A 20,327-nucleotide genomic window follows, 5' to 3' on the forward strand; every position below is an offset into this window, starting at 1 on the left:
TTGATGCGCGCATGGATTGGCATGATGGCCCTGGCTTGCGCGTTCAGCGTGCAAGCGGCCCCGAAAGTCGCGGTGACGGATCTGGCGTATCAGGAGCGTGTGGAGCAGTACATTCACATCGTTTCGGCGCAGAACAATTACCGCGAGGGTTACTACAGCTCCAGTGGTTCCTCGAACTACAACGAGCTGGAAGCGACCACCAGCTACATCGAGCAGGGTGAACTGCGTAAATTCACCGGCGACATCAAGGGCGAAATCCTGCGCACCGGGATGTTCCAGCTGGTGCAGGGCACGCCGTACACCGCGTCGTCCAAGGGTGACGTGTACGACGTGATCAAGCGCATCAAGGCCGGCAACTTCAAGGGTGCCGACTACGTGCTGTTCGGCACCGTGTCGGACATCGACTTCACCCAGGACATGAACGAGCTGGCGCACACCGACAGCTACTCGGCGGTGCTGGGCCTGACGCTGGTGGCCGATTTCAGCCTGATCAACACCAAGACCTACGAGATCACCTCGGCCTTCACGGCGATGGGCGAAGCGCAGGACACCAAACTGGTGAATGGCCGCGACATCAAGATTTCGTTGAATCGCCCTCGGGTGGTACGTGAAGTGTCGAAAGCGTTGGGCGAAGACGTCGCCGGGCAACTGAGCATGCAGCTTGGTGGCGGTGGTTACGAGCAGCCGCGTGAGGCACAGCAGCGCAACAACCTGCCGCGCGATACCGCGCCGGTGATTTTGCACTGACCGGCTGAGTGAATAACTCTGTGGTGAGGGGATTCATCCCCGATGGACTGCGCAGCAGGCCCCTTCTTGTCAGGTCAAGAGCGGGGCCGCTTCGCGCCCCATCGGGGATGAATCCCCTCGCTACAACGGAGTTCACTGGAGAAATCAGTAGGAATAAAAAGGCGACCTCAAGAGGTCGCCTTTTTTGTGGCCGAAGCTTTTAGACCGCCGCTTTACGCAACGTCGCCATGAACGCAGCCGCGCCGATGAACAGCCCGGCAAACGTGCGGTTCATGCGTTTCTGCTGCTGCGGTGTACGCAACAGACGCAGCACCTTGGACGCCAGTCCGGTGTAGCCGGCCATGACAATCAGATCCACGCAGATCATGGTTGCCCCGATCACCACATACTGAATCAGCAACGGTGCGTGCGGATTGATGAACTGCGGCAACACCGCCAGCATGAACACCAGCGCCTTGGGGTTACTGATGTTCACCAGAAACCCACGGAACACCAGCGCCAGCGGTTTGCCGATCGGCCGTACCGCCGCGTCATCGCTCATGTCCATCGGCAGCGCACGCCACTGCTTGATCGCCAGATAGACCAGATAGGCCACGCCAAACCATTTGATCGCATGGAATGCGGTGGCCGATGCGGTGAGGATCGCGCCGACACCGGCGCCGACAATCGCAATCTGTACCGCCAGGCCGATCTGCAGGCCGAGGGCGTTCCAGTAACCGCGCCAGAAACCGTATTGCAGACCGCTGGACATCGACGCAATGGCGCCAGCACCCGGGGACAGACTGATCACCCAGCAGGCGGCAAAGAATGCCAGCCATGTTTGAAGCTCCATCGCACACCTCGACTCATGCTCGTGACAAGACGTCAAAGCTAATGCGGTTTGGGCTTAAAAGCAAAAGATCAAAAGATCGCAGCCTGCGGCAGCTCCTACAGGTGAGCATCAATTCCATGTAGGAGCTGCCGCAGGCTGCGATCTTTGATCTTGCTTGGAAAAACTACTTCTCGAAACCGCTGGAAGGAAACACATCACTCCCGCGCCAACGCCGCACCGAACGCTGGAAGAACAGGCTGTTCGGCACTTGCACCATGGCGCTGCCAGTACCCAGTTCCTCGGCTTCGATCAATGTGGTGTAGAGCAGATTGATCGCCACCACCCGGCCTTTGACACCCGGCTTGTCGGTAGTGTCTACCAGCTCGACCACATCGCCGAGGCGGAACGGGCCGACGGTGAAGATCAGAATCGCGCAAAGCAGGTTCGACAGCACACTCCACATGGCGAAGAACGCCACCGCCGCCACCGCGACGAAACCCGACAGCGCCGTCCACAGCACCGTGGCCGACACCCCGAGGCGTTCCAGCACGAAGATCAACGCACTGCCCATGATCAGCCAGCGCAGACCGCCACGCAGCGGCATCAACAACTGCGGCGGAAACGGATAGCGCTCGCCCAGGCGGGTGAGGAATCGAGCGACGACACGTTGAGCGAAGTAGCCGGCCACCAGGATCAGCAGAATCTGCACGCCGAGCCAGATCGGCTCGACCCACATCGCCGGCAGCGGCAGCTTGAACGCTTCCATCAGGACAGCGCCTCCAGCTCCGCCTGCATGCTTTCCAGCGTTTCGAGTGCCTCCATCCAGGCTTCTTCCAGCTCGGCTTCGCGCACTTTCAGCTTGGCCTGCTCGGCCAGCAGATCACGCAACTCGTTCTTGCGTGCCGGCTCGTAGATGTCGCTGTCACCGAGGCTGGCGTCGACCTTGGCGAGTTTCTCGTGGAGCTTGCCCAGCTCGTCTTCAAGCTTGTCGGCTTCACGCTTGTGCGGTGCCAGTTGCTGGCGCAATGCAGCAGCCGCCTGGCGCTGAGCCTTCTTGTCGGTCTTGTCCGGGTTCACCGGGGTATTGCTGACCGGCGCGTTGCGCTGACGGTATTCCACCAGCCAGCGCGCGTAGTCTTCGAGGTCGCCATCGAACTCTTCGACCTTGCCGTCCGCGACCAGGTAGAAGTTGTCGGTGGTGCTCTTGAGCAAGTGCCGATCGTGAGACACCACCAGTACCGCGCCGCTGAATTCCTGCAGCGCCATGGTCAGCGCCAGGCGCATTTCCAGGTCGAGGTGGTTGGTCGGTTCGTCGAGCAGCAACAGGTTCGGCCGTTCCCAGGCGATCAATGCCAGGGCCAGACGGGCCTTCTCGCCACCGGAGAAATTCAGCACCGGCTCGTCGATGCGTGCGCCGCGGAAATCGAAACCGCCGAGAAAGTCGCGCAGGGTCTGCTCGCGTTCGGTCGGCGCCAGACGCTGCAAGTGCAGCAACGGGCTGGCCTTGGCATCCAGCGAGTCGAGTTGATGCTGGGCGAAGTAGCCAACCACGGTGTTCTCGCCACGGGTCAGGCGCCCGGCCAGCGGCTCGAGCTCCCCGGCGAGGTTCTTGATCAGGGTCGATTTCCCGGCACCGTTCGGCCCGAGCAGACCGATCCGCGCACCCGGGGTCAGTTGCAGCTTGACCTTCTCCAGGATGGTTTTTTCGCCGTAACCCAGACGCGCATCGGACAGGTCGATCAGCGGGCTGGAGATCTTGGTCGACTCGCGGAACACGAAGTCGAACGGCGAATCGACATGCGCCGCCGACAGCTCTTCCATGCGCTCCAGGGCCTTGATCCGGCTCTGCGCCTGACGGGCCTTGGTGGCCTGGGCCTTGAAGCGGGCGATGTAGCTTTCCATGTGCGCACGTTGCGCCTGCTGCTTCTCGTAGGCCTGTTGCTGCTGGGCCAGACGTTCGGCACGGGCGCGTTCGAACGCGGTGTAGCCGCCACGGTACAGGGTCAGTTTGCGCTGATCGACATGAGCCACGTGATCGACCACTTCATCGAGGAAGTCGCGGTCGTGGGAAATCAGCAGCAAGGTGCCCGGGTAGCTTTTCAGCCACTCTTCGAGCCAGATGATCGCGTCGAGGTCCAGGTGGTTGGTCGGTTCGTCGAGCAGCAACAGGTCCGAAGGACACATCAAGGCCTGCGCCAGGTTCAGACGCATCCGCCAGCCACCGGAGAAATCTCCTACCTGACGGTCCATCTGCTCGTTGGTGAAGCCGAGGCCGGCGAGCAACTTGCGTGCCCGCGCATCGGCGGTATAACCGTCGGCGCTGTCGAGCTCGGCGTGCAGGCGGGCCAGAGCCGTACCATCGTGGGCCGCTTCGGCGACGGCGAGGTCACGTTGCACCTCACGTAGACGCAGGTCGCCATCGAGCACATAGTCGACCGCCAGGCGCTCGAGGGTGTCGACCTCCTGGCGCATGTGCGCGATTCGCCAGTCGGCCGGCAGCAGGCAATCGCCCGAGTCCGGGTGCAACTCGCCGCGCAGCAAGGCAAACAGGCTGGATTTGCCGGCACCGTTGGCACCGATGAGGCCGGCTTTGTGGCCGGCGTGCAGGGTCAGCTCGGCGTCTTCTAGCAGACGTTGCGGGCCACGCTGTAAAGTCAGGTTCTGAAGTCGGATCATAATGGCGGCGGAGTCTACCAGCTTCGCTCACAACTGGCGCGAGTAGCACGATGTCCTCTGACCTGTGGAGCTTTTCCCTTGCCACCTACGCCCGACCGGGCGTGGAACCTGCCTGCCTGCAACTGCAAATGGCAGGGGCCAATGTCTGCCTGCTGCTCTGTGGTCTGTGGCTTGAGCAACGGGGCACGGACTGTGACGAACAGCGCGTAGAGCAGTTGAAAGAGCTGGTGGGGCCTTGGGATCGGGAGGTGGTGCAGCCACTGCGTGCATTACGCACTCAATGGAAAACCCTGGCCGAAGACGATCCGGTACTCAAGGGTCTGCGAGAGCAAATGAAAGCGCTGGAGCTGGAAGCCGAACGGCACTTGCTGTGGCAACTGGAACAGGCTGCGCAGGACTGGCCGCGTGATGAAGTATCAGCGTCCGGGCAATGGCTGGAGAGTCTGGCGGGATCGACCGCCAGCCCGAACCGCGACGCGCTGCACGTGCTGCGCGTCGCGGCAACCGGCACTTAGGAAGCGCTGGTCGGGTTGCTGCTGACGCTCGACGCAGCGGCTGGCGTTGGCGCAGTCGTGGTGGTCGAGGTAGAAGCGGCTGGAGCAGGTGCGGCGGCCGGTGCCGGAGCGGCTGGCTTGGCAGCCGGTGCAGCCGCCGGTTTGGCGGCAGCGGGTTTGGCAACGGCCGGTTTTTTCGCGGCAGGTTTTGCTGCTGGCTTGGCGGCCGGCTTTGCGGCTACTGGTTTGGCAGCAGGCTTGGCTGCAGCGGTCGCAGGTTTTGCTGCTGCAGGTTTGGCAGCGGTTTTAGCGGCAGGCTTGGCCGCTGGTTTGGCAGCAACCTTGGCAGCAGGTTTTGCCGCGACCGGTTTGGCCGCAGTCTTGGCTGCCGGTTTTGCAGCGGCGGTTTTCGCGGCAGGTTTGGCAGCCGGTTTTACCGCTACTTTGGCAGCTGGTTTAGCCGCAGCGGTTTTTGCCGGAGCGACTTTGCGCGCAGCAGGTTTTGCTGCTGGCTTGGCAGCCGGTTTGGCCGCTGCAGGTTTGGCAGCGGCAGTACGTGCGGCCGGTTTCGCAGCGCTCGCCGCAGCCGGTTTTTTCACTGCGGTTTTTGCAGCAGGTTTGGCGGCGGTTTTAGCCGGTGCCTTGGCTGCTGGTTTGGCTGCCGGTTTTGCCGCAGCGGTTTTCGCCGGGGCTTTCGCCGCAGCAGGTTTGGCTGGCGTTTTTTTCGCTGTAGCTGCTGCAGGTTTGGCAGCGCGGGAGGACAGCGCCTTGCCAGCGGCCTCTTGCACGCGACCGACACCCTGAGCCAGTTTCAGGCTTTCCTGGGCATCGCGCTTGAGTTGCAGAATGTAGCCGCGAGTGTCGGACTGACGATCCTTCAGCGCATCGAGCAGGTCTTCGAGTTCTTTGACGGCAGCCTTGGCCTTGTTCTGCGCCTTGGCTTTACCGGCAGAGGCTGCGTCCTGCAATTTGGTGCGGGATTTGTGCAGTTTTTCTTGCGCCTTGCCGCGCTGCTTTTCCAGTTTGGCGAGCAGTTTTTCAGCATCAGCCAAGGCTTGGGAGCAAGCGTTTTCCAAATGCTCGAGCAGGCTGCCCGAGAGTTGTTGGAGTAAGTGCAACGGAGTGTTTACAGGCTTCTTGGTGGCCGACATGGTTTACCTCCTGGCTGACGTGAGTGCGGCTCATACTAGACCTCTGCAGTTACCGCCGCTAGGTCATCTTGACAGTAACGAAACCGTTGCGTTGCAACGAAGCGAAAATGTTCTGCACAAAGACAAAAGCAGTTCACCGTTGCAGACCTTCGCGCTGGCATAATCGCCCGCATCTCAGGACGGAGAGTGCCCATGTCGCGCTACCTTTTTTTATCCCTCTGGATGATTTTCTCCATGGCCCAGGCCGACGAAAAAACCACCGCGAACGACGCTCACGATCTGGCCTACAGCCTCGGTGCCAGCCTCGGCGAGCGGCTGCGCCAGGAGGTGCCGCAACTGCAGATTCAAGCACTGGTCGACGGTTTGCAGCAGGCCTATCAAGGCAAGCCACTGGCACTGAGCGAAGCGCGAATCGAGCAGATCCTCGCCGATCATGAATCGCAGAACGCCGAACACGCTTCGCGGCCTTCGAGCGATGCCGCGATGGAAAACGAGCAACGTTTTCTCACCGCCGAAAAAGCCAAGCCGGGGGTGAAGGAACTGGCCGATGGCATCCTGCTGACCGAGCTGACACCGGGCACCGGTGCCAAGGCCGGCCCCGATGGCAAAGTGCAGGTGCTGTATGTCGGTCGCCTACCGGACGGCACCGTGTTCGATCAGAACACTCAGCCGCAATGGTTCAGTCTCGACAGCGTGATTGCCGGGTGGCGTACCGCACTGCAGAACATGCCGGTTGGTGCCAAGTGGCGACTGGTGATTCCATCGGATCAGGCCTACGGCGCAGACGGTGCGGGCGATCTGATCCCGCCGTTCACACCGTTGGTGTTTGAAGTCGAATTGCGCGGTGCAACGAGCTGATTCACGCCGATTCACGGGCATAAAAAAACGCGGTGCGCTTTCGGCGCATCGCGTTTTTTATGCCTGCGAGAAACCTGTCAGGCCTGGACCGGATCTTCCTGCTTGTGTGCCGTGTGCAGCACTTCAATCAGGCAGTCTTCCAGTTCGAAGCGTTCGTGCAGCAGGCCACCCAGTTCCTTGAACTTCTCGGCGACGCATTTGCCTGCATCGCAAAGGTCGTTGAACGCGAGGAGTTTTTCGGTGATGACGTCGATACGCGGGTAGAGGGTTTCGGCAAGTTCGAGTCCGCGCTTGTCATTGAACGCCTTGGCTTCGCCCGTCAGCTGTTCGTAGATCTCGAAGTGCCCGGCCGAGACGTAGTCGACCAGCACGCCGCAGAATTCCAGCAAGGGTTTACGGTTCTCGGACAGAGCCTGTGGTTTGTCGCCCAACTTGTCGTAGGCACCGATCAGTTCTTCACGCTCTTGCAACCAGCGGTCGATCAGCAGATGAACTCCACCCCAGCGTTCCTGAGCATTCTGACAACTTTCGAGCATGGCGATCTCTCTTCCCTTGTGGGTCATGCTGCTCTACACCCGCGCCACTCTTCTGGCTGTTATCGCTTGGAGGCCGACCGGGCAGAGCGTCATCGAGCAACATAAATCCAATGACACGTGCGGGCCAGATTATGCCCGCACGCCTATGGCTTCAAGGTACGCAGGAGATAAAGTTCATACAAGTGTTTAATCCCCGACCAGCGCCCGGTGCGACGCTTCGCCGCTGAGCGGTCGTCGCAGAGCGCTCCAGACCAGACGCAGCAATTGGTACACCGCAAGGATCGACATCGCCACAAAGAACAGCAGACTCCATTCCGGGATGCTCAAATCGAACAACGTCCAGGAAATTTCCGCGCAATCGACACCACCCTTGAACATCCGCACCGTTGCACACAACCACGGCAGGTTGCTGAACAGCGCTTCGGAATCGGGCGCGCAACGGGTCATTTGCACCAGCGGATCACTCTGTAACAGCACCTGCCGCCAGGCCGCCGTCGTTCCACCCATGCTCAGGCCAAGCGCGGCAGCCCAATAGAGCGACAGGCCGACACGCCGTGGGCCATGGATCGCCGCCAGCCCGCAACAGGCCGTCAGCAACGCCATGAAAAAACGTTGCGCCAGGCACAGGCTGCAGGGCGTCAGCCCCACCGCATATTCGAGATAATAGGAAGCTCCCAGGGCCAGTGCGCCTGCAGTGAAAGCCGTGAAAAACAAGGAGCGTGAACAGGCCAACGACATGGCTTTTCCGTAACAGTGGAGACAGGCAGTTACGGTAGAGGAAAGCTTGTCAGCCTTTCAAGGCAGGTGCCTGGCGACAGTTCACCAGAAGCGTAGGGAAAACCCGACAGGCGCGAGAGGAAAAGGTGTATCCCGCTGTAGGACTTTGCCCAAGAAGCCCGCCGGAGGTAATTATTCGCTCACTGAACGTTCACGAGGGAGCGTCCTCCCTCGTGATTTCAGACGTGAACCGGCACCGGCAACGGCGCGGCCAGCAGGCGCTCATCCAGCAGTCCAAGGCCTTCCTGGAACAGCTGGTTACTGCGCTCGGTGTCACCCAGTTGCGCAAGCAGACGCGCCAGCTCTGCGCAGGCTTCCGGGTTACGCTGCACCCGCAGACTGCTTTCCAGATAATCCCGTGCCTTGCCCCACAAGCTGGTTTGCAGACACAGCCGACCGAGGGTCAGCAACAGGCTCGGATCCGCCGGATGCTCCTTGAGCCAGCCTTCAGCGGCCTGCAACTGACGCGCCGGATCACTGCCGCGCACCAGGCCATACTGACGCGCGAGATGGCTGTCGTACTTGCGCTTGAGGGCGCTGCGCAGGACTTCCTCCGCTTCCACCTGAGCACCCAACTGACGCAGTTGCTCGGCGTATGCCAACACCAGCGCCGGCTCCTGACGCTGCGCAGAAGTCAGCTGTTCCCAGGCACGAGTGAGTGACTGCAGACCGACCTTGCCATCCTCGTCCCGATGCGCCGCCAGGGACAGGTTGTTACCCCAGGCACGACGTTCCAGTTCAGCCAGTTCGGCCGGCGGCAGTACCTTGTCCTTGCGCAGTTCCGGCAACAGGCGAATCACCGCCGACCAGTCGCCGCGCTGCTGATGCAGACGCTGCAACTGTCGCAAGGTCTGCACGTTATGCGGATGCCGCTCGTGCATCGCTTGCAGGGTTACCAGGGCGCCGTCGGTGTCACCACGATCGGTCTGCAACTGCGCATGACTCAAGGCAATCGCCAACTCGGCCTGCGGCTGGCGCTCCAGCGCACGTTCAAGCAACTGATCGCATTCTTCGTACTTGCCTTGTTCGTTGGCCGCGCGTGCCGCACCGAGGTAATACAACAGCGGCTGGCGCTCGGCCTCGGCGGCGCGAGAAAGGTGACGTTGCGCGCTGGCCCAACGACCTTCGGCCAGATCCAACTGCCCGTGTTCGATGGCCACCTGTACCCGCCGGCTGCGGTTGCGGCGCGACCACGGATTGACCACGCCACTGGAGGCCATGACCAGCTCGACCAGGGCCTTGATGCCCCAGATCAATAACCACAACACCGCGATCAGTGCCAGCGCCGCCCACAGGCTCGATTCATAGCGAAAGCTCTTGTAGGCAATCAGCACGTAACCGGAGTGCTCGGCAATCGCCAGGCCCAGTGCCGCTGTCGCCGCGATCACCAGAAATACGATCACATACAGGCGTTTCATGGCGTGGTCTCCTGCGCGGTATTGGCGGCAGGTTTGGCGAACGGCTTGACCGATTCTTCAGCGTTGACGTTGCGGCGCTCCAGATAAGCCTGCACCGCACTCAGCGTACCGGTCAGGTCCGGCGTCTTGACGGTGACCGGTTGCTGGCTCAGCTCGGCGACCTGTTCGAGCATGATTTTGCTCTGTGGATTATCCGGATTGAAATTGCCCTTGAGCACGTCCCGCGCTTCGGTCAGCGCCTGGCTGTAGACCGGCCCCTGGCCATTGAGCGCCGCCCATTGCGCCTGCTCCAGCGCAAGACTCAGCGCCAGGCGTACCTGACTCAGACTTTGCCCGGCCAGCAGTGGCTTCACATTCTTGTCGGCATTGAAATCGATGCGGATGTAGCGCGACACCTGATCCCACCATTGCGCCCAGCGACTGGCACCATCGCCGTCAGTGGTCAGGCCCAGCAGCGATTCGCCGCGATCCTTGTACTCCGGCGCCAGTTCGGTCAGTTGGATGACCTGATCACGCAAGGCCCCGATGCGCAGGAACAGCCCGGTGCGATCCGGCTGCTCGGTGCTGCGCAGGGCGACGAGGGTCTTGGCCACTTGCTCACGGGCGGCGAACGAGCCGGGATCGTTCTGTTCACGGAGAATTTCGTCGGCACCCTGCACCAGCGCCTGAGCGCTGCTGATGTCCTGCAAGGCCGACAGACGCAGGCTGGCCAGACGCAGCAGATGCTCAGCCTCGGCCAGACGCCAGTCCTTGCGGCTGGCGCCGAGAACGGTTTCCAGACGCTGATTGAGGCGCTGCTGATCCCCCTGCAATTGCGTCACCAGACGCTGACGTTCGGCGAGTTCATCGGCACCGGGCAATTGCGCGAGGCGCTCGGTCAGACGCTGTTCGTTGAGTTTGAGGCTCTGCGCCTGATCGTTCAGTGCCTGCACCTGGCCTGACTGTTGTGCGGTGTTGCTCTGCAGGTGACGCACCTGCCAGACACCCCAGCCACCGATCGCCACGCCGGCAGCGCCGAGCAACAGGGCGACAATGGCCAGTCCGTTGCCTCGGCGCGGCTCTTTGGCCGGCGGTGGAGTTTCAACCTGGGCATCAATCACAGGCTGGACATCATCTTTAGGCAAGGCTGTTTCGCTCACGTATCCATCCTTTGCATTAGAGAACGGGCACGGGATGCTCCCGTAACGCCGTCAGCAAAGCCGCGGCACTCGCGCCGCGGCAATCCACAACTGTTAGGGCCCCGGCGGCATGTGCCAGCTCGGCGACCCTTGGGCTTGGCACAAACAACGGCAACTGCGCAATTGAAAGCCAGGCATCGCCGGCCATCTGACGCAAGTGCTCGAAACCCTGTCCACTGCTGACCACCAGCCCGTTCAAGCGTTCCGCTGCAATGCGCCGCGGCAGCTCTTGCGGCGGGTAGGCCGGCAGGTCACGCCGATACAACTCCAGATACTCGACACTAGCACCAAGCGCGCGCAGGCGCTCGGCAAGCAGCTCGCGACCACCCTCGCCACGCAGGATCAACACCTGCGCGCCGGGCCCGGTGACCGCCTCGCGCAGACGCGGCAATTGCAGCAGGGCTTCACTGTCATCGCCGTCGGCGGGACAGTGCACATCGAGACCGTGATCGCGAAGAATCTGCGCGGTCGCCGCACCGACGCTGAACCACGGCATCGACATCGACTGAAGCCCATGAGCGTCCAGCAAATCAAGCGCAATCCGCGCCGCCGGTTTGCTGACCACGATGACCGCGCTGCAACCGGAAAGCTGCTTCAGCGCCTGACGTATTTTCTCAGAAACCGGCAGCGGCACGATGTCCAGAAGCGGCAGGCAACTGCTGGAAATCCCCTGCCCGGCCAACACCTCGGCCAGCGCCGCGCAATCATCCGCAGGGCGCGTCAGCAGCAGGCGCCAGCCAGTCACTCGTGACCTGCCTCGCCATACACCGCCTTGAGAATGTCGTCGGCACCCTGACCGAGCAGATCTTCAGCGACCTGCACGCCCAACGCTTCGGCATTGGCACGCGGCGCACGCGCTTCGGCGCTGAGCAGCTTGCCGCCGCTCGGCTCGCCCACCAGACCACGCAGCCACAGCTGCTCACCTTCGAGCACGGCGTAGCATGCGATCGGCACCTGGCAGCCGCCATTCAGATGTTTGTTGAGGGCACGTTCAGCGGTCACACGCGAAGCGGTATCGGCGTGATGCAACGGTGCGAGCAAGGCGTGGATTTGCGTGTCGGCGCTGCGGCATTCGATGCCGACAGCGCCTTGGCCACCGGCCGGCAGACTGTCATCGACACTGATGGCCGAGGTGATACGGTCTTCGAAACCGAGACGGATCAGTCCGGCCGCCGCGAGGATGATAGCGTCGTACTCACCGGCATCAAGTTTGGCCAGACGGGTATTGACGTTGCCGCGCAGGAAGCGGATTTCCAGATCAGGACGACGGGTCAGCAATTGCGCCTGACGCCGCAGGCTGGAGGTGCCAACGATGGCGCCAGCAGGCAGCGCATCGAGGCTGGCGTAGATATTGGAAACGAAAGCATCGCGCGGGTCTTCGCGTTCACAGATGCAGAACAGGCCAAGGCCTTCGGGGAAGTCCATCGGCACGTCTTTCATCGAGTGCACGGCGATGTCGGCTTCGTTTTCCAGCAGCGCAGTTTCCAGTTCTTTGACGAACAGACCCTTGCCGCCGATTTTCGACAGCGGCGAGTCGAGCAGCTTGTCGCCGCGACTGACCATGGGCACCAGTGTCACCAGCAGACCCGGGTGGGCCGCCTCCAGACGGGCTTTGACGTATTCGGCCTGCCAGAGGGCCAGCGCACTTTTACGGGTGGCGATGCGGATTTCGCGAGAGGACATGGATCAATCCGTACTGAATAGATACGGCGGATAATAACAGCTCAGCCAAATCCACTTTGACCTGAATCAGAAACGGCGTGGCCTCCCTGGCCTGCAATGCCCGGCAGAAGAAAGTGAAACCGTGCGCGAAGGCCGGATCAGAGGCCCTGCATCATCTTGCGCACACCGGCCACATGTCGACGACTGACGATCAGCGCATCACCATTGAGGCCTTTGAGGAACAGCTGGAAATGCCCCAGCGGTGTGCGTTGCAAGCGTTCGATGCGGTCGCGGGCGACCAGCGCGTTGCGGTGGATGCGCACGAAACGCTCGCCGAATTCGTCTTCAAGGGCCTTCAGCGGCTCGTCCAGCAGCACTTCGCCGCTCTCATGGCGCAAGGTCACGTATTTGTGATCGGCAATGAAATAGACCACCTGATCCAGCGGGATCAGCTCGATGCCTTTGCGGGTACGGGCGCTGATATGACTGCGCGGGCCGTTACCGCTTTCGGCGGCGGGACGGGTCAGAGCCGAGAGTTGCGTCCGGTTGGGACGTTCAGCCCGTTTCAGGGCGTCATGCAGATGTTCGGTTCGCACGGGTTTCACCACATAGCCCACGGCGCTGGCCTGCAGGGCTTCCAGGGCAAATTCATCGGGGCCGGTGCAAAACACCACGGCCGGCGGCGTTTCGCGTTCGCACAGACGGGCAGCGACCTGCAGGCCATCAAGGCCCGGCATGCGGATATCGAGCAGCACGATATCCGGCTTGTGGCTGTCGATCAGCGCCAACGCCTCTTCGCCATTCGTGGCGCTGGGCTCCAGGACTGTATAACCCTCGAGCTCGCTTACCATTCGGCTTAGGCGCTCGCGAGCCAGTGGTTCGTCATCAACGATCAGGACATTCATATTGCGCTGGATTCCTGCGTGAGTCTCGCACAAGGATAGCGTAGACAGGTGAAGTGACGTCCGTCACCGCGATCCACGCTAAGACTAGCCCGAGCGCCAAAAAGTGCCGTACGTCGGCCAGCAATATTTGCCAGTGTCCGGGTCGTACCGCTCAAAGCCCGCTGTTTCGTGCGTTTTTCACGGGGTATGCCAAAGGACAAAACCACCCACCCCCTCTTCTTATAGTCGGCGTCCGGACCTTTGTGCGATCCGCAGTCGCGCCGACCCTTATGTCCAACTGTAGACGCTTGCCGGGCCGATATTGCTCAATCGAAAAATATCCTTGCGCAAATCCGCTGCAGACGGCGCCGACTATGAATGAGCAGATGAGAAAAAAACGTATCGACCGGTGTCAGCGACAGGATTGGCAACCCTGTTATTATCCGCGCCAGCGTTTCACGCCTTCTTTCTTCAAGCCGATACGAGCGAATTCATGAGCACTGACAAGACCAATCAGTCCTGGGGCGGCCGCTTCAGTGAACCCGTCGACGCCTTCGTCGCCCGCTTCACCGCCTCCGTCACCTTCGACCAGCGCCTGTATCGCCACGACATCATGGGCTCGATCGCCCACGCCACCATGCTGGCCAAGGTCGGCGTGCTGACCGATGCCGAGCGCGACAGCATCATCGACGGCCTGAAGACCATTCAGGGCGAAATCGAGGCCGGCCAGTTCGACTGGCGCGTCGACCTCGAAGACGTGCACATGAACATCGAAGCACGCCTGACCGATCGCATCGGCATCACCGGCAAGAAACTGCACACCGGGCGCAGCCGCAACGACCAGGTCGCCACCGACATCCGCCTGTGGCTGCGCGACGAGATCGACCTGATCCTGGCCGAGATCACCCGCCTGCAAAAAGGCCTGCTGGAGCAGGCCGAACGTGAAGCGGCGAGCATCATGCCCGGCTTCACTCACTTGCAAACTGCTCAGCCAGTGACCTTCGGGCATCACATGCTGGCCTGGTTCGAAATGCTCAGCCGCGACTACGAGCGCCTGGTCGACTGCCGCAAGCGCACCAACCGCATGCCGCTGGGCAGCGCTGCGCTGGCCGGCACCACCTACCCGATCGACCGCGAATACACCGCGCAACTGCTGGGTTTCGACGCCGTCGGCGGCAACTCGCTGGACAACGTTTCCGATCGCGACTTCGCCATCGAATTCTGCTCGGCCGCCAGCATCGCGATGATGCACCTGTCGCGCTTCTCCGAAGAGCTGGTGCTGTGGACCAGCGCGCAGTTCCAGTTCATCGATCTGCCGGACCGCTTCTGCACCGGCAGCTCGATCATGCCGCAAAAGAAAAACCCGGACGTGCCGGAGCTGGTACGCGGCAAAACCGGTCGCGTATTCGGCGCACTGATGGGCCTGCTGACCCTGATGAAGGGCCAGCCACTGGCCTACAACAAGGACAACCAGGAAGACAAAGAGCCGCTGTTCGACGCCGCCGACACCCTGCGCGATTCGCTGCGGGCGTTTGCCGACATGATCCCGGCGATCAAACCGAAACACGCGATCATGCGTGAAGCGGCCCTGCGTGGTTTCTCCACCGCGACCGACCTGGCGGACTACCTGGTGCGCCGTGGTCTGCCGTTCCGTGACTGCCACGAAATCGTCGGTCACGCGGTGAAGTACGGCGTGGACACTGGCAAGGATCTGGCCGAGATGAGCCTGGAAGAACTGCGTCAGTTCAGCGACCAGATCGAGCAGGACGTGTTCGCCGTGCTGACCCTGGAAGGCTCGGTGAATGCCCGTGACCATATCGGCGGGACTGCGCCGGCGCAGGTCAAGGCAGCGGTGGTTCGCGGTCAGGCCCTGATCGCCAGCCGCTAAAGGTCAAAAGCTTCGCGAGCAGGCTCGCTCCCACAGTCTGGATTTGTTAATACAGTCCAAATGTGGGAGCGGGCTTGCTCGCGAATGCTGACTTCAGAACACTGCAAGACCTACTTCTTCGCTGCGATCATCGCCAAAAACGCCGGCATCGCCAATTCTTTGTCCGCCGCAATCTTCTGCACATGCGGATTCTGCTCAAGCCGCTCCAGCAGCGCCTTGGCTTTCGGCATCTCTGCCAACAAATCGATCCCGAACAGTTTCTGCCCGACCGCACACGCCAGCGGCACGCTGTACAGGAAATACAAATCCGCGATGCTCAAACTGTCGCCCGCCACGTACGGGGCGAATTTGCCGTGGCGGCCCAACGCCGCGAACCCCAGCAGCAGCTCGGCTTTGGTTTTCTCCTTGATCGCCTCCGGCACCGGCGAGCCGAAGAACGCTTCGCCATAGCAGGCGCGGCCCGGCAGTTCGATGTACAGCTCGATTTCCTTGGCGATCGCCAGCACCTGCGCCCGCTCGAATGGATCGCTCGGCAGCAGCGGCGTGCCCTTCTGGGTCTGCTCGAGGTATTCAAGGATGATCGCGGTTTCGTTGATGAAACCCGCCTCGACGCCCAGCACCGGCACTTTGCCGCGTGGACTGATCGCCAATGATTCAGGCGTCGGCGTCGGGTAGAAGGTGACTTCTTCGAACGCCAGGCCCTTTTCCAGCAGCGCCAGCTTGACCATGTTGTAGTAGTTGCTGACAGCGAATCCGTAGAGCTTGAACATCACATAGCCTCCAGGCCGTGCGGGGTGGGCAGTCACTGTTTATAGATCGCCGGGCTCGATCCCGCCAGCAGCATCACGCCGCTGAATGCGGGTAAACTGGCGCCTTTCCTTGAGGAGCCTGCCATGAGCGAGCCGACAGACATCGACAACGACGAAGAAGAGTTCACCGAGGCGACGTTGATCGAAGCCATCGAGAACCAGATCGAAAGCGACAACCCGCCAGCGGCCAAAGCGACCTTCAACAAGCTGACGCTGGTGGGAGTCGAGCGTGAAGAGATCCTCAACCTGATGGCGCACGTGCTGGCCTATGAGATTGACGCGATGCTCGATGAAGACCGCGCGTTCAATACCGAGTGGTATGAAACCGCACTGCGTGCGCTGCCCGAGTTGCCGCCGGAAAAAGCCTGAGATCAAAAGATCGCGGCCTTCGGCAGCTCCTACACGAATCCACTGTAGGAGCTGCCGCAGGCTGCGATCTTTTTTATGGGGGCTACACTGGAATTCGCCTCAAGACAAAATCCCTGATCTGAGCACTGGACATGCCGCAAAAGCAGGTTCACCTTAGGGGCGCTGTCGTCCAATTCCTAGAAAGTCTGGAGTCCTTATGTCGCTTACCCCTGAGTTGGTTGCCGAACTGGAAGTCCTCGCACTCTTCAACCTGGACAGTTCCCAGGAAGGTTTGAAAATTCATCAGACCGCTGCCCCGAAACATATCGCCGCCGCCAAACGCCTCTTCGAGAAAGAACTCACCGACCAGCCTGATGGCGGGTATCTGACCAGCCTGGGTCGCGATGCCGCGCAAAATGTGCAAACCGTGCTGACCATTCTGAGAGAGCAGGCAACCGCCTGATTTTTCCCGTCTTCGCCCACGGGAACTCCTGCCACGGGATTTCCGCGGGCCCGCTTGATCGCTCACCGCTAAAAATCTGACGTCAAAAAAACAAATTCAGCTTAAAAGTCCAGCTGCGCAAAGGCTAAACTGCCTCCCATTCCGAGACCCTCTTCGTCCGGCCTGCGAGCCGGTTTGAGCTGACATGACGCGCACCCATGAAATCCGCCCCGATCTGGACGAGGGAATCGACCGCAAGGTGCTCAGCCAGCTGCGTGCGCGCTTTCTCAAACTCAATGAAGGTCGCCTTGGCCGGGCGTTAGAAGGTCTGTCGACCCGCCAGCAAGGCGTGCTGACCCTGCTGCCACTGTTCTTCCACGTCAATCACCCGCTGCTGCCGGGTTATGTTTCCGGCAGCACGCCAGCCGGGCTGTCCACCTACGAGCCGGATGCCAACGCGCTGGCAGAAGCCCAGCGCCTGACCCGTTCGTTCTCTTACAAGCCGCGCCACGGCAGCAACCCGCCACGACCGATTCACGGTTTGTTCCTGATGGGCAGCCTCGGCACCCTGGCTCAGGCCGATCAGAGCGACATGGATGTGTGGGTCTGCCATGCGCCGGACCTGAGCGACAACGAACTCGCCGAGCTGCGCAAAAAATGCCAGCTCCTCGAAGCCTGGGCCGCGACCCAAGGCGCCGAAGCGCACTTCTTTCTGATCGACCCGATACGCTTCGTCAAAGGCGAACGCGACACCCAGCTCAGCTCCGAAAACTGCGGCAGCACGCAGCACTATCTGTTGCTGGACGAGTTTTATCGCACCGCGATCTGGCTGGCCGGGCGCACGCCGATCTGGTGGCTGGTGCCGGTCTACGAAGAACGCGCTTACGACCTGTACACCCACACTCTGCTGTCCAAGCGCTTCATTCGCGCCGACGAGACGCTTGATCTCGGGCATCTGGCAACGATTCCGCCGGGCGAGTTCATCGGCGCCGGCCTGTGGCAGTTGTTCAAGGGCATCGAGTCGCCCTACAAGTCGGTGCTCAAGCTGTTGCTGACCGAGGTCTACGCCAGCGAACACCCGAACGTGCAGTGCCTGAGCCTGCGCTACAAGCAAGCCGTGTTCGCCAATCAGCTGGACCTGGATGAGCTCGATCCGTACATGGTGGTGTACCGACGCATCGAGGAATACCTCAGCGCCCGCAACGAGCCGGAGCGTCTGGAGCTGGTGCGGCGCGCGCTGTACCTCAAGGTCAACCGCAAGCTCACCGGCAACAGCCGCACCCAGAGCTGGCAGCGCTCGTTGCTGGAGCGCCTGGCGCACGAATGGCATTGGGATCAGCGCCAGCTGGCCTTGCTCGACAGCCGCAGCCAGTGGAAAGTCCGCCAGGTCAGCGCCGAACGCCGCGCCCTGGTCAATGAGCTGAATTACAGCTACCGCTTCCTGACCCAGTTCGCCCGCACCGAACAGACCGTCAGCCTGATCAACAAGCGCGACCTGAACGTGCTCGGTCGTCGCCTGTACGCCGCGTTCGAGCGCAAGGCCGACAAGGTCGAATTCATCAATCCCGGCATCGCCCCGGATCTGGCCGAAGACACCCTGACGCTGGTGCAATCGCCGAATAAAAAAGAGCCTGGGCAAACCCAGTGGGGCTTGTACAACGGCAGCCTGAATGCCCTGGAATGGGAGCACTTCGCGCCGATCAAGCGCAGCCGCGAACTGCTCGAACTGCTGACCTGGTGCCATCGCAACGGTGTGATCGATAGCAGCACCCGACTGGCGCTGCACCCCGGTACCAGCGACATGAGCGAGTTCGAGTTGTTCAATCTGCTCGGCAGCCTGCAGCAGTGCATCGCCCTGCCCTTGCCGACCGTCGCCGAAGAACCGCTGCTGCGTGCCGCGGTGCCGAGCGAAGTGCTGATGCTGGTCAACGTCGGTGTCGATCCGCTCAAGCATCACCGCGACTTGAACATCCTGATGACCACCGAGCGTACTGACTCGCTGAGTTACGCCGGGGTGCGCGAAAACCTCGTGCTGACCCTCGACCAGGTCACGCTCAACAGCTGGAATGAAGTGCTGGTCAACCGCTTCGACGGCCCCCACGCATTGCTCGATTGCCTGCGCGACTATCTCAACAATCTGCCGCGCGGCTCGCAGCAGCCGTCGTTGAAGGTGCGCTGTTTCTGCCACAACCGCGCGCAGTTCATTGCCCGGCGCGTCGAAGAAGTCATCGACACCGCGCAAACCCTGCTGCTCAGCGAGCTCAATCACCGCTACCTGATTCAGGTGCAACAGCACTATCACGTGCTGGAGCTGGTGCCGGGACAGGTCAATCATGTCGCGCTCGCCACCTTGCCGGCGCTGCTCGATTATCTGGGCGAAGAACAGCCGCGCTACAGCCCGCTGCACCTGGACCCGATGGCGCTGGAGGATCACGACCTCGCGCTGATCCTGCCGATGGGCCAGCCGGAATCGATTCAGGTGTTCTACCGGATCAGCGAACAACAGGCCGAACTGTACGTGCTGGATGAGTTCAACGCGTTGTGGCAACAGCATTTGCCGTACCACGATGAACAGAGCCTGCTGGTGCCGCTGCAGCGCTTCCTGCAATCGATCCAGTACCGACGCGAAGCGCTATTGCCGATGGATGGCAGCCCGACGGTCGGCCTAGAAACCTTGTATTACCAGCTATTGCCTTCTGGCCCGGGGCGCGCGCGACGGGTCGAAGCACGGCCGGCGCCGCAGACACCGGTCAACAAACCGTTCTACGACGTGCAGGCGATCGTCGGCAAAGCCGCGCCCGGAGAGGTGCAAGTCACCCTGTATTGCAATCAACGGGAATTCAGCGAGCTGGAACATGGTGACCAGTTGTTCCGCGTGGTCGCCCGGGAAATCGTCGAGCAGCGCCGCGAGACCGAGCGCTATCGCTGCTACATCACCGACCTGGACCTCTCGGGCCTGCTCGGTGATGGTCAGAGTTCAAGCAATCTGTATCTGCGCTACAAGGCCGACCTGGAGCGCGCCCTGAACGAGGCGCTCGAACAGGTCTGAGGCGGGTTACTCCGGAAAATCGCCACCCTTGATCGGTTGCGATTCGACCTCGAGCAAAATCAGTTTCAGGGTTTTGCCACCCGGAGCCGGCCAGTCGATGTGCTGACCGACCTTCAGGCCCAGCAGCGCGCTGCCGACCGGTGCGAGGATCGAGATCTTGCCTTCGTCGGCGTTGGCATCCTTGGGATAGACCAGCGTCAGGTGATAGTCCTTGCCGCTGCCCTCTTCGCGGCAGTGCACGCGGGAATTCATCGTCACGACATCGGCGGGCACTTCATCGTGGCCGACCACGGTGTCGGCGCGATCCAGTTCGGTTTGCAGCGCGATCACGCCCGGCAGCGTGTCATCCAGGCTGTCGATCAGGCGCTCCAGACGTTGTACGTCCAGACGGGTAAGGGTGATGGAAGGTGCGGTCATGATCCGGGCAGACTCCTTTCTTCTGCACACAAAAAAAGCAAAACCCCGCCAAAAAAGACGGGGTTTTCACCAGGCCTCGATGGGTTGAGGCGTGTTCGGACACTATCACAGCTCAAAAAATATACAAGTCACCCACCCGGGCAACCCGCTAACCCTGTAGGAGCTGCCGCAGGCTGCGATCT

Annotated in this window: 20 protein-coding genes; 7 read left to right on the plus strand and 13 right to left on the minus strand. The window is 61.4% G+C overall.

The window, feature by feature from the left end; all coding sequences use genetic code 11:
* The first annotated feature begins 3 nt into the window (after positions 1-3).
* Positions 4-747, plus strand: coding sequence for a hypothetical protein (locus JN524_RS09195; protein ID WP_027610462.1), 744 nt, complete (start codon positions 4-6; stop codon positions 745-747).
* Positions 748-946: 199 nt separating this feature from the next.
* On the opposite strand, the gene JN524_RS09200 is transcribed toward JN524_RS09195, so the two are convergent.
* From JN524_RS09200 to JN524_RS09210, 3 genes are all read right to left on the minus strand, one after another.
* The gene (locus JN524_RS09200) at positions 947-1,579 is read right to left on the minus strand and encodes a LysE family transporter (protein ID WP_027610461.1); all 633 of its coding nucleotides are present in this window, start codon (positions 1,577-1,579) and stop codon (positions 947-949) included.
* A 163-nt stretch (positions 1,580-1,742) separates the two neighbouring features.
* Entirely contained in the window at positions 1,743-2,324 is a 582-nt protein-coding gene (locus JN524_RS09205) for a mechanosensitive ion channel family protein (RefSeq protein ID WP_202369157.1), read from the minus strand.
* Positions 2,324-4,234 (minus strand): ATP-binding cassette domain-containing protein, encoded by a 1,911-nt coding sequence (locus tag JN524_RS09210; RefSeq protein ID WP_202369158.1) that lies wholly within the window; start codon positions 4,232-4,234, stop codon positions 2,324-2,326. Before JN524_RS09210 ends, JN524_RS09205 begins: the two co-directional genes overlap by 1 nt.
* A gap of 50 nt (positions 4,235-4,284) precedes the next feature.
* Here JN524_RS09210 and JN524_RS09215 point away from each other — a divergent pair, with 50 nt between their 5' ends.
* Complete coding sequence (locus JN524_RS09215; protein WP_202369159.1) at positions 4,285-4,749, plus strand: TIGR02444 family protein; 465 nt, start codon at positions 4,285-4,287, stop codon at positions 4,747-4,749.
* On the opposite strand, the gene JN524_RS09220 is transcribed toward JN524_RS09215, so the two are convergent.
* Positions 4,746-5,879 carry an AlgP family protein gene (locus tag JN524_RS09220; RefSeq protein ID WP_202369160.1) on the minus strand — a complete coding sequence of 378 codons (1,134 nt, stop codon included), beginning with the start codon at positions 5,877-5,879 and terminating at the stop codon, positions 4,746-4,748. The two genes, JN524_RS09215 and JN524_RS09220, sit on opposite strands and share 4 nt — an antisense overlap.
* 192 nt (positions 5,880-6,071) lie before the next feature.
* On the opposite strand from JN524_RS09220, the gene JN524_RS09225 reads away from it, so the two are divergent.
* Positions 6,072-6,737: an FKBP-type peptidyl-prolyl cis-trans isomerase gene (locus JN524_RS09225; protein WP_202369161.1), complete on the plus strand. Its 666-nt coding sequence runs from the start codon at positions 6,072-6,074 to the stop codon at positions 6,735-6,737.
* Positions 6,738-6,814: 77 nt separating this feature from the next.
* Here the strand turns inward: JN524_RS09225 and rsd are convergent, their stop codons facing one another.
* The 7 genes from rsd to JN524_RS09260 form a co-directional block, all read right to left on the minus strand.
* Entirely contained in the window at positions 6,815-7,273 is a 459-nt protein-coding gene (gene rsd, locus JN524_RS09230) for a sigma D regulator (RefSeq protein ID WP_131670681.1), read from the minus strand.
* Positions 7,274-7,459: 186 nt separating this feature from the next.
* On the minus strand, positions 7,460-8,011 hold the full coding sequence (locus tag JN524_RS09235; RefSeq protein ID WP_202369162.1) for a disulfide bond formation protein B: 552 nt from the start codon (positions 8,009-8,011) through the stop codon (positions 7,460-7,462).
* Positions 8,012-8,229: 218 nt separating this feature from the next.
* Positions 8,230-9,468, minus strand: coding sequence for a heme biosynthesis protein HemY (locus JN524_RS09240; RefSeq protein WP_202369163.1), 1,239 nt, complete (start codon positions 9,466-9,468; stop codon positions 8,230-8,232).
* Entirely contained in the window at positions 9,465-10,607 is a 1,143-nt protein-coding gene (locus JN524_RS09245) for a uroporphyrinogen-III C-methyltransferase (RefSeq protein ID WP_202369164.1), read from the minus strand. The genes JN524_RS09240 and JN524_RS09245 overlap by 4 nt, the downstream gene beginning before the upstream one ends.
* Positions 10,608-10,623: 16 nt before the next feature.
* Positions 10,624-11,391: a uroporphyrinogen-III synthase gene (locus tag JN524_RS09250; protein ID WP_202369165.1), complete on the minus strand. Its 768-nt coding sequence runs from the start codon at positions 11,389-11,391 to the stop codon at positions 10,624-10,626.
* On the minus strand, positions 11,388-12,329 hold the full coding sequence (gene hemC, locus JN524_RS09255) for a hydroxymethylbilane synthase (RefSeq protein ID WP_202369166.1): 942 nt from the start codon (positions 12,327-12,329) through the stop codon (positions 11,388-11,390). The genes JN524_RS09250 and hemC overlap by 4 nt, the downstream gene beginning before the upstream one ends.
* 137 nt (positions 12,330-12,466) lie before the next feature.
* Complete coding sequence (locus JN524_RS09260; protein WP_202369167.1) at positions 12,467-13,213, minus strand: LytR/AlgR family response regulator transcription factor; 747 nt, start codon at positions 13,211-13,213, stop codon at positions 12,467-12,469.
* A gap of 472 nt (positions 13,214-13,685) precedes the next feature.
* On the opposite strand from JN524_RS09260, the gene argH reads away from it, so the two are divergent.
* The gene (argH, locus tag JN524_RS09265; protein WP_027610449.1) at positions 13,686-15,080 is read left to right on the plus strand and encodes an argininosuccinate lyase; all 1,395 of its coding nucleotides are present in this window, start codon (positions 13,686-13,688) and stop codon (positions 15,078-15,080) included.
* Positions 15,081-15,190: 110 nt separating this feature from the next.
* On the opposite strand, the gene JN524_RS09270 is transcribed toward argH, so the two are convergent.
* Positions 15,191-15,850, minus strand: coding sequence for a glutathione S-transferase family protein (locus JN524_RS09270; RefSeq protein ID WP_202369168.1), 660 nt, complete (start codon positions 15,848-15,850; stop codon positions 15,191-15,193).
* A 123-nt stretch (positions 15,851-15,973) separates the two neighbouring features.
* Here JN524_RS09270 and JN524_RS09275 point away from each other — a divergent pair, with 123 nt between their 5' ends.
* From JN524_RS09275 to JN524_RS09285, 3 genes are all read left to right on the plus strand, one after another.
* Positions 15,974-16,258, plus strand: a complete 285-nt coding sequence (locus tag JN524_RS09275) for a hypothetical protein (protein WP_202369169.1) — start codon at positions 15,974-15,976, stop codon at positions 16,256-16,258.
* A gap of 196 nt (positions 16,259-16,454) precedes the next feature.
* Positions 16,455-16,700, plus strand: a complete 246-nt coding sequence (locus JN524_RS09280; protein WP_007964531.1) for a TIGR02647 family protein — start codon at positions 16,455-16,457, stop codon at positions 16,698-16,700.
* 184 nt (positions 16,701-16,884) lie between these two features.
* Positions 16,885-19,728, plus strand: coding sequence for a class I adenylate cyclase (locus tag JN524_RS09285; RefSeq protein WP_202369170.1), 2,844 nt, complete (start codon positions 16,885-16,887; stop codon positions 19,726-19,728).
* 6 nt (positions 19,729-19,734) lie between these two features.
* On the opposite strand, the gene rnk is transcribed toward JN524_RS09285, so the two are convergent.
* Positions 19,735-20,145 carry a nucleoside diphosphate kinase regulator gene (gene rnk, locus JN524_RS09290; protein WP_202369171.1) on the minus strand — a complete coding sequence of 137 codons (411 nt, stop codon included), beginning with the start codon at positions 20,143-20,145 and terminating at the stop codon, positions 19,735-19,737.
* Between the last annotated feature and the right edge of the window lie 182 nt (positions 20,146-20,327).

The sequence above is a fragment of the Pseudomonas sp. MWU318 genome (assembly GCF_016756945.1).
Lineage (GTDB): Bacteria > Pseudomonadota > Gammaproteobacteria > Pseudomonadales > Pseudomonadaceae > Aquipseudomonas > Aquipseudomonas putida_A.

Coding starts and splice junctions, on each gene's coding strand:
- argH (WP_027610449.1), top strand. CDS start 13,686: ATGAGCACTGACAAGACCAATCAGTCCTGGGGCGGCCGCTTCAGTGAA.
- JN524_RS09205 (WP_202369157.1), bottom strand. CDS start 2,324: ATGGAAGCGTTCAAGCTGCCGCTGCCGGCGATGTGGGTCGAGCCGATC.
- JN524_RS09195 (WP_027610462.1), top strand. CDS start 4: ATGCGCGCATGGATTGGCATGATGGCCCTGGCTTGCGCGTTCAGCGTG.
- JN524_RS09235 (WP_202369162.1), bottom strand. CDS start 8,011: ATGTCGTTGGCCTGTTCACGCTCCTTGTTTTTCACGGCTTTCACTGCA.
- JN524_RS09215 (WP_202369159.1), top strand. CDS start 4,285: ATGTCCTCTGACCTGTGGAGCTTTTCCCTTGCCACCTACGCCCGACCG.
- rnk (WP_202369171.1), bottom strand. CDS start 20,145: ATGACCGCACCTTCCATCACCCTTACCCGTCTGGACGTACAACGTCTG.
- JN524_RS09285 (WP_202369170.1), top strand. CDS start 16,885: ATGACGCGCACCCATGAAATCCGCCCCGATCTGGACGAGGGAATCGAC.
- hemC (WP_202369166.1), bottom strand. CDS start 12,329: ATGTCCTCTCGCGAAATCCGCATCGCCACCCGTAAAAGTGCGCTGGCC.
- JN524_RS09240 (WP_202369163.1), bottom strand. CDS start 9,468: ATGAAACGCCTGTATGTGATCGTATTTCTGGTGATCGCGGCGACAGCG.
- JN524_RS09210 (WP_202369158.1), bottom strand. CDS start 4,234: ATGATCCGACTTCAGAACCTGACTTTACAGCGTGGCCCGCAACGTCTG.
- rsd (WP_131670681.1), bottom strand. CDS start 7,273: ATGCTCGAAAGTTGTCAGAATGCTCAGGAACGCTGGGGTGGAGTTCAT.
- JN524_RS09280 (WP_007964531.1), top strand. CDS start 16,455: ATGTCGCTTACCCCTGAGTTGGTTGCCGAACTGGAAGTCCTCGCACTC.
- JN524_RS09200 (WP_027610461.1), bottom strand. CDS start 1,579: ATGGAGCTTCAAACATGGCTGGCATTCTTTGCCGCCTGCTGGGTGATC.
- JN524_RS09275 (WP_202369169.1), top strand. CDS start 15,974: ATGAGCGAGCCGACAGACATCGACAACGACGAAGAAGAGTTCACCGAG.
- JN524_RS09220 (WP_202369160.1), bottom strand. CDS start 5,879: ATGTCGGCCACCAAGAAGCCTGTAAACACTCCGTTGCACTTACTCCAA.
- JN524_RS09270 (WP_202369168.1), bottom strand. CDS start 15,850: ATGTTCAAGCTCTACGGATTCGCTGTCAGCAACTACTACAACATGGTC.
- JN524_RS09225 (WP_202369161.1), top strand. CDS start 6,072: ATGTCGCGCTACCTTTTTTTATCCCTCTGGATGATTTTCTCCATGGCC.
- JN524_RS09260 (WP_202369167.1), bottom strand. CDS start 13,213: ATGAATGTCCTGATCGTTGATGACGAACCACTGGCTCGCGAGCGCCTA.